This window comes from Candidatus Schekmanbacteria bacterium, from assembly GCA_003695725.1.
Lineage (GTDB): Bacteria > Schekmanbacteria > GWA2-38-11 > GWA2-38-11 > J061 > J061.
In genome coordinates, this window is sequence record RFHX01000114.1 from 1 (window position 1) to 7577 (window position 7577).

The window sequence follows — 7577 nt, forward strand, 5'->3', positions numbered from 1 at the left end:
CATTATCAAATCAAGCATAATTGAACAGTTAATTCAATTATTCCTCATTTCTGCTTTCATAATAATCAATAACACAAGCCCCTACCGCATCACCCCAGACATTTACCGTTGTCCTGCATCTATCAAGAAGCCAGTCTATGGCAAGTATCATCCCTATACCTTCAACAGGCAAGCCTACTGATTGAAGTACGAGCACCATTGTAACAAGTCCTGCCTCAGGAATCCCTGCCGCTCCGATTCCAGCTATTGTGGCAGTGAAAAATACAATCAGCAGTTTAGCACCGGCAAGTTCAATACCATAACTTTGGGCAATAAATATTGCAGCAACTGCTTCATACATTGCTGTGCCATCCATATTTATAGTAGCACCAAGCGGTAGGACAAATCCCGATGTTTTCTTTGACACTCCTCCTTCCTCGGATACGCATTCCATAGTAATCGGCAATGTTGCAGATGATGATGCTGTTGCAAAAGCAGTGAGGAGTGCTTTGCCTACTGTGAAAAAATAATTGATAGGATTTCTTTTCCCAAAAAAGAGGAGAATCATAGCTAAAATAATTACCGAATGAATTGTTAGAGCACTTACTACTGTTATAAAATATTTGCCCAAGCTTCGTATGAGGTTTACAACTGCATTGCCTCCACCCGTAATGCCAAAGCGATATGCTATTAAAGCAAATATCCCAATTGGCGCAAAAAACATTATCCAGCGTACCAGTTTCATAACAGCATCATTTAGAGATGCAAAAAAAGAAATTGCTGTTTCCCCTTTTTCTCCTATTGCATTCAAAGCAAGCCCAAAAAGTATTGATGCAATTATGATAGGCAGTATCTTCATCTCAGCCGCCGCTTGAAAGAGATTCGGATGTATAAGACTTTCAATCATATCAACAACTGAATATGAAGTTTCGGTGGAAATTTTTTCAGGTATCTCTGCACCCGATAAGGGAAATCCCAATCCCGGTTTTATAGAAAGGACCATCATCATACCTATTGCAACTGCAATTCCTGTGGTAGAAAGATAATATACCAGTGTCCTCAATCCAAGTTTACCCAATCTTTTAGTCCCTTGTAGATTCGTGATACCACTAATCATTGATACAACGATTATTGGAATTACCATCATCTTGAGGGCATTAAGGAAAAGGTCACCCAATATTTTCATCTTTATGCTGAAATCAGGAAAAAAAATTCCTGCCCCAGCCCCAATTATCGCCCCTGCAATGATTCCAAAAAGAAGAGCCTGTTTTTTAAAAAAATCGCTCATCAACAATTTAATTTATAGGGGAATAAGAAGCTGAATAGAGTAATTCATCATTCAAGAGTTTGTCTCATCCAATCTCTTACGCAAATATTCTTTTACCTTCTCAAAATCTTTTTTTTTGAAAAAAAGCGTGCCTTCAATTTTGTGACCGTCAATTATATCTTCTTCAAAGATGAGGTTTCGAAGGGTATAAGAGGTCACTCCAAGAGATTTTGCCGCATCTTTCAAACTTATAAATTCTTCAATTTTTATGTTATTCAATGTAGAATCTTCCTCCTTAATTTGATAGATTGATTTTTATAATATATATTTTTCAATTCCATAAGGTCAAGAGAAGATAAAATCCTGATGGAATTAGAAAGAAGACTGTTGGTGATATTAAGCGATGGGAATTGAAAATAGATGAACGAGAGGGATAAAAATAGAATGCGCACTAAACTTTTAATTAGTATTTTTTTGATTTTAGGACTTTCACTTTCAATAACGATGTATCAGATTTCCTCCTTCCAAAAAAAAGAACTTTTATCCAATGCATATAAAGAAGCAGAATCAATGGCGTCAACTCTTCGAACTGTCCTTGAGTATCAGATGATAAACAAGTCGCCAAATATCCTCCAAAGGACATTGGAAGAAACTGTAAAAAATAAGCAATTCTCAAAAATATGCATAATCGGAAAAAACGGTAAAATCAATTACTCCTCAGAAACCGAAGAAGTGGGTCGAACGGTTGAAATTAGTGATAAAAGATGTTCAGTTTGCCACGAAGGCAATAGCAATGTTAGGCCATCTACCCCTACGATTTTACTCAATGAAAATGACAAAAATCCTTTCCTGAGAACTATCAGCCCCATATGGAATAAAAAAGAATGCCTTGGTTGCCATTCAAGAAATAAAAAAATACTCGGCATTTTTCTTACTGAGAAACCCGTGGCACAATCATTTTTCATAATTAAAACAATAGAAAAAAGGATTCTTCTTTCAGGTGTCATCTCCGGTATTTTTATTTTCATACTCATCTATTTTCTCATAGAAAACCTCCTAAATAAAAAAATCAAAAAACTTATCGAAGGGACAAAAGAAATAGGGAAAGGCAATTATTCCATAAATATCAAAATAAGGGGAAATGATGAATTAAAAGATCTTGCAGAATCCTTTAACTCGATGGCACAAAACATCAAAAAAAATATTGACGAAATCAGAAGTATATCAACACAGCTCAATATCCTTTATTCAATAGTCAATAGGTTGAGCAAAACAATAAACCTCAACGAATTAAAGGGGATAATCGTTGATCTTGTGTATGAAATACTCGATACATCATCTACCATATTAATTACAAAAACAAACGATGAAAAACTCTTTGATGTCCTAATCAAAAGTGACAAGGCAAAAAAGCCCAAAAACCTTCAATACCATCTTGATAATGACAGTGTGCCTCAACCTGCCATTTTAACGGAAAGTCATTTTGACACATTAAACAAGCAGAAACCATCCGATTTATTCTTTTCAGAAAAAAAATATATTGCCTATATGCCAATCGGAATGAGAGAAATGAAATTGGGAATGCTCATTGCCGCAAGAAATAACCGTATTTTTACCCCTGACGAAGAGGAGCTCATCAAAGCCATAAGAACGCATGCATCTATTGCCTTCGAGAATGCTTACCTCTATTCAGTTGCAATTACAGATGAATTGACAGGGCTTTTTACATTGAGGCATTTCCACACGAGACTGGAGGAACAGATAGGTACATTTAATCGTTACGGCCAGAAATTTTCTCTTTTGATGCTCGATATAGATGACTTTAAAAATGTTAACGATACATATGGTCATCCTGCCGGTGATTCCGTCCTTATTCAAGCGGCAAAAATAATCAAACAGTCAATTCGTGATGTTGACCTTGCCTTTAGATACGGAGGCGAAGAATTTACAGTAATTCTACCTGAAACAGGAAAGAATGCCGCCAAAGTTGTCGCAGAAAGAATCAGGCGAAACATCGCAGATGCAGAATTCGAGTTAGATGATTATCCTAGCATTTCTGTAACTGTCAGCATTGGCGCCTCTGCCTGTCCCTCAGATGGCACAACTATGAAAGACATAGTTCTCGCTTCTGACAAAGCACTTTATAAAGCTAAAAATGAAGGGAAAAACAGAGTCGTTCTTTTTCAAAAGTAAAAATTCAGGAAATTATTTCCACAATTGGGTTGGAGAAAGCAGGTCAATTAAAATGCGTCTTATATCAATCATTTTGATTGGTTTTTCAAGAACTTCCACAGCTCCATATTCCTTTATCTTGTCAATATTATGTTTAGAGGGATAACCTGTAATCGCCACTATCTTTATGCCGTTTGTTTCCGGTGATTCTTTCAACCTTTTACAAACCTGAAAACCGTCAATTCCTTTCATTACGAGGTCAAGAAAAACGATATGGGGTTTGAAAAGATGAACCAATTCTCCGGCTTCAAAGCCGCTATATGCACCCTGTACTTTAATGTTTGGATCTATTTTTTCAATCGACTCCTTAAAGAAATCCACGATAAAACGCTCATCATCGATTACGAGAACACGCAAATTTTCATCGTCTTTATCTGAGTTGATTTCTTTCCAAAATCTAATGAGTTCTTCTTTCGGAATTCTTCTATGTCCGCCTGCAGTTTTGGTGGATTTCAAAAGTCCTGATTCTATCCATCTTATTATAGTTGCAGGAGATACATTGCAATATTCCGCTGCTTCGTGAGTTGTAAATGCTTTTTTCCCCATACTTTTATTTTAAATACCTAATCATTTATTTGCTATTTTGAAAAGATGCCATTGTCAAGAAAAAAACTTTTTCAACTAATAAAAATACTAATACATAAATGAAATGAATGAAATTATATATTGACAAAAAAGAAATTAAAACCTTTTATATTAGTGATATGTCTGTAAGGAATAAAAATAAAGATGAAACAATATCACAAAGAATTAACAAATATATCTCTTCTTTAGGCAATTGTAAGAACGAAAAAGAGCTTGCTATAAAAACTTCTTCCTATCTCTTGAATTTGACAAATTCACAGGCATGCTTAATTTTTAGCTCCACTGGAGAAAAAAACCTTTTCAAATCTAATGGAATCATATTAGGAAAGAGAAAAATAAAATGCGACTGCATAATCGATGCAAATATAAAAAACGGGAAGGAATATCTCCTCAAAAATCTTGATTTAAGGAAAGAACTTATAAAAAGCAATTGTAAAGATATAAATCTCGTTTCAGGCCACAAATATTTTTCCACATTCTCAATTAAAGGCGCTAATAACGATATTTCTCTACTAATAGAATTATTGAAAAATGAATCAGTTTTTAAAAATGACGAGCTTAAAATAAGCTCTTCTATTGTTGCCCATTCTCAAAGAATTCTCAGAAACATTGAACGCCATTCCTCATATGAAGAATATGCTAAAAAATTAAAGATATTGAATGAGACAATTCATATCATTAATGACTCCCATAATCTCAATGAGCTGGCAGAAAAGATAGAGCCTGTAATGCGCAAAGCGATACCCTATGACTCAATTGTTTTTGCCACTTATGACGATTCTGAACGCTATATTGTTGACCTTTATATAATGTACCACGAGGGAGTAATCAAAAGAAATAACCTTTATGCCCCTACATCGATTGGGAAAATGAAAAAAGAACTGAGAAAAAAGAAAACCATTAGAATTGACGACCTGTCTAAAAATCCTTTTGGACTTGCGCGGATAGCAACATTGGCAGAAGGAATGTCTTCCGAATTGATAGTTGGATGTATTTCAAAGGGAAAAATATTAGGAGTCTTCGTCCTCGTTAAAAAAGAAAAAAACTTCTATACTGACGAAGATGAGTGGTTTATGAGGATGATTGCCAAAGACATTACTTCTGCAATGGTGAGATTTAAGACAGATGAAATATTGAGAAAACAAAAAATCTATTCAGAAATTTCCAACAAAATAATTCAAAAAACCCTTAAATCCGAAAATGCTGAAAAAGCCGCTATCAACCTTTTTTCTGAAATAGAAAAGAAACTTGATTTTGACACATTAAAAGTGGGACTTTTCAACAACGATTTATCAGAGATTACAATATACCTCAAACCCGGCAACAACAAAAAGCTCATAGGTCCTCAGACTTTCAAATACGATGAAAAAAGGCACAAAAAGGTGATTGATCTTCTGCAGTCAAAGAGAAGATATATTTCTGCAGATTCTGAGATTGGGAAAAGTCTATTCAGTGAAAAGGTGGCGGCTGAAGAAAACCTGCAATCTGCAATAATATTCCCATTATCCCTTCCTAAACGATTGCTTGGCTTCATCGCATTTCTCAGCAAAAAGAAAAATATCTTTGGTAAACACGACATAGAGGGAATTGCACTTATAGCAGAAAGTTTCTCACTTGCCCTTGAAAATTTGCTTCTAAAAAATGAAGCAGATATACAAAAAAAGAATTGGGAATCAACTTTCAATTCAATAAGTGATTATATTCTAATAATTGATAGAAATGGAAAAATTCTTCGCTTGAACAAAAAAAGCAAAAAATTATTAAAGAAGATTTCAGGCAATGATTATAATGAGTTATCAGCAAAAGATTTCCTGAATGCCTTGAAAATACCCTACGCCCAAAGTCTTAAAGAACTTGTTTTCAAGGAGAATCTTCCTGTCAACCAGACACTGCCGTCAATCAACAATGATAAATATTACAATATTCTAATCGACCCAATCAGAAAGAAGCCGTCAAAGAAATGTCAAGAAGCTGTGTTGCAGGTTAAAGATATCACTGATATCAAGAAAACTGAAGCAGAATTGAAAAACATAAATCAGCAATATCGAAAGCAGAATACTAAATTCAAAGCATTAAGCAAAATTGCTGAAATAATCAACAGGGACAAAACTCCACAAGAAATTTTTGAAATGATAGGAAAAGAAGTAAAACGCATCATCCCTTTCGATAGCGGCAAAGTATGGGTTTTCAATAAAGAGTCTAAAGAATTAGATTCGATATATACATTGACAATATATACAGAAAAATTTTCGGCTTCAGAAGCAATGAAAACAGGACTTCAACAATCATCAGTAATGGAAATATTGAAAAGCGGCAAACCAATGATTAGAAATTTAAAAAAAGGGAATCCTTCATATCGAGAAGATAGATTTATAAAAGAAGCCAATATCAATTCAGTGCTTTACATACCTTTGGAGGCAAAAGAGAAAATAACAGGATGTATCTCTCTCGGTTCCAGAAGATATAATGCTTTTACGACCGAAGATATCAGCTTTATGAAACAAATAGCTGGCTATATTTCTTCATACCTTGAGAACCTAAAACTGCTTTCCGAACTTATGCAGGCAAACATAGAATGGGAAAAAACATTCAATTCTACAAGCGATTACATTTTTCTCACTGACAGCAAGAACAACATAATAAAATGCAATAAATCATTTCAAGAAGATTACCTCAGAGAAGAAACATTTTTAGAAAAAAAATGCTACGAAATTTTCTGCAAAAAAAATAATGACAAAAATGGATGCATTCATAGAAAGCACACTCCTGACACTTTTCCTAACATTTTCGAATTTACAGACCAGGAAAAAGGCAGAACATTTGTAGTATCCATTTCGCCCATAGGAATTTTCTCGGACAAGAAAGAATGCTATGTCCATATAGTCACAGATATTACGAAGATGAAGGAAGCAGAAAAAACAATCTTAAATCTTGCGACACAATTAAATACAGTCTTTGAAAATTCTCCTGATGGTATGATTTTAATGGATAAAGAGCAAAAGATTGTAAAATTCAGCAAGTCTGCACAAAAAATTTTAGGTGTTGATTTGAGTAAAGAAAATTGGAATACAAGACAAAAGTTTCTTCAGGAAAAGGTTTTGAGTGTTAGAAGAAGTGACAATACTCCAATACCCTTCAACGAATTACCTATCACAACAGCTTACCGTACAGGGAAAGAAATTAAAAACCAAGAAATTATTTTTGAATACAAAGATGGAAAAAAGCAGTATCTTTTAATTCATATTCTTCCTTTAAAGAACTCAAAAGGTGAAGTTGAAAATATAGTTTCAATTTTCAAGGATATAACTCAACAAAAGGAATATGAAGAAACTCTGCGTAAACAAAGCGATGAACTAAACAATATCTTCACAAGTTTTCAAGATGCGCTCATTCTCGTAAATGACAAAGGTAAAATCCTGAAAATGAATTCAGCTTCGGAAAAGCTGCCATCTTTTCTTCCGGCTCGCCCATTGCCGATCGTGGCCAGCAGCTTTCCGCTTGCATCGCACACGAC

The 7577-nt window shown here is 34.5% G+C and carries 5 protein-coding genes; 2 read left to right on the top strand and 3 right to left on the bottom strand.

Annotation, left to right across the window (positions count from 1 at the left end):
- Positions 1–37: 37 nt before the first annotated feature.
- Complete coding sequence (locus tag D6734_04650) at positions 38–1267, bottom strand: dicarboxylate/amino acid:cation symporter (GenBank protein RMF95931.1); 1230 nt, start codon at positions 1265–1267, stop codon at positions 38–40.
- Between the two features lie 51 nt (positions 1268–1318).
- The gene (locus D6734_04655) at positions 1319–1525 is read right to left on the bottom strand and encodes a DNA-binding protein (GenBank protein RMF95932.1); all 207 of its coding nucleotides are present in this window, start codon (positions 1523–1525) and stop codon (positions 1319–1321) included.
- 141 nt (positions 1526–1666) lie between these two features.
- On the opposite strand from D6734_04655, the gene D6734_04660 reads away from it, so the two are divergent.
- Complete coding sequence (locus tag D6734_04660; GenBank protein RMF95933.1) at positions 1667–3439, top strand: sensor domain-containing diguanylate cyclase; 1773 nt, start codon at positions 1667–1669, stop codon at positions 3437–3439.
- Positions 3440–3451: 12 nt separating this feature from the next.
- Here the strand turns inward: D6734_04660 and D6734_04665 are convergent, their stop codons facing one another.
- The gene (locus D6734_04665) at positions 3452–4024 is read right to left on the bottom strand and encodes a response regulator (GenBank protein ID RMF95934.1); all 573 of its coding nucleotides are present in this window, start codon (positions 4022–4024) and stop codon (positions 3452–3454) included.
- A gap of 107 nt (positions 4025–4131) precedes the next feature.
- On the opposite strand from D6734_04665, the gene D6734_04670 reads away from it, so the two are divergent.
- On the top strand, positions 4132–7577 hold a 3446-nt coding region (locus D6734_04670), incomplete at its 3' end, for a PAS domain S-box protein (GenBank protein ID RMF95935.1).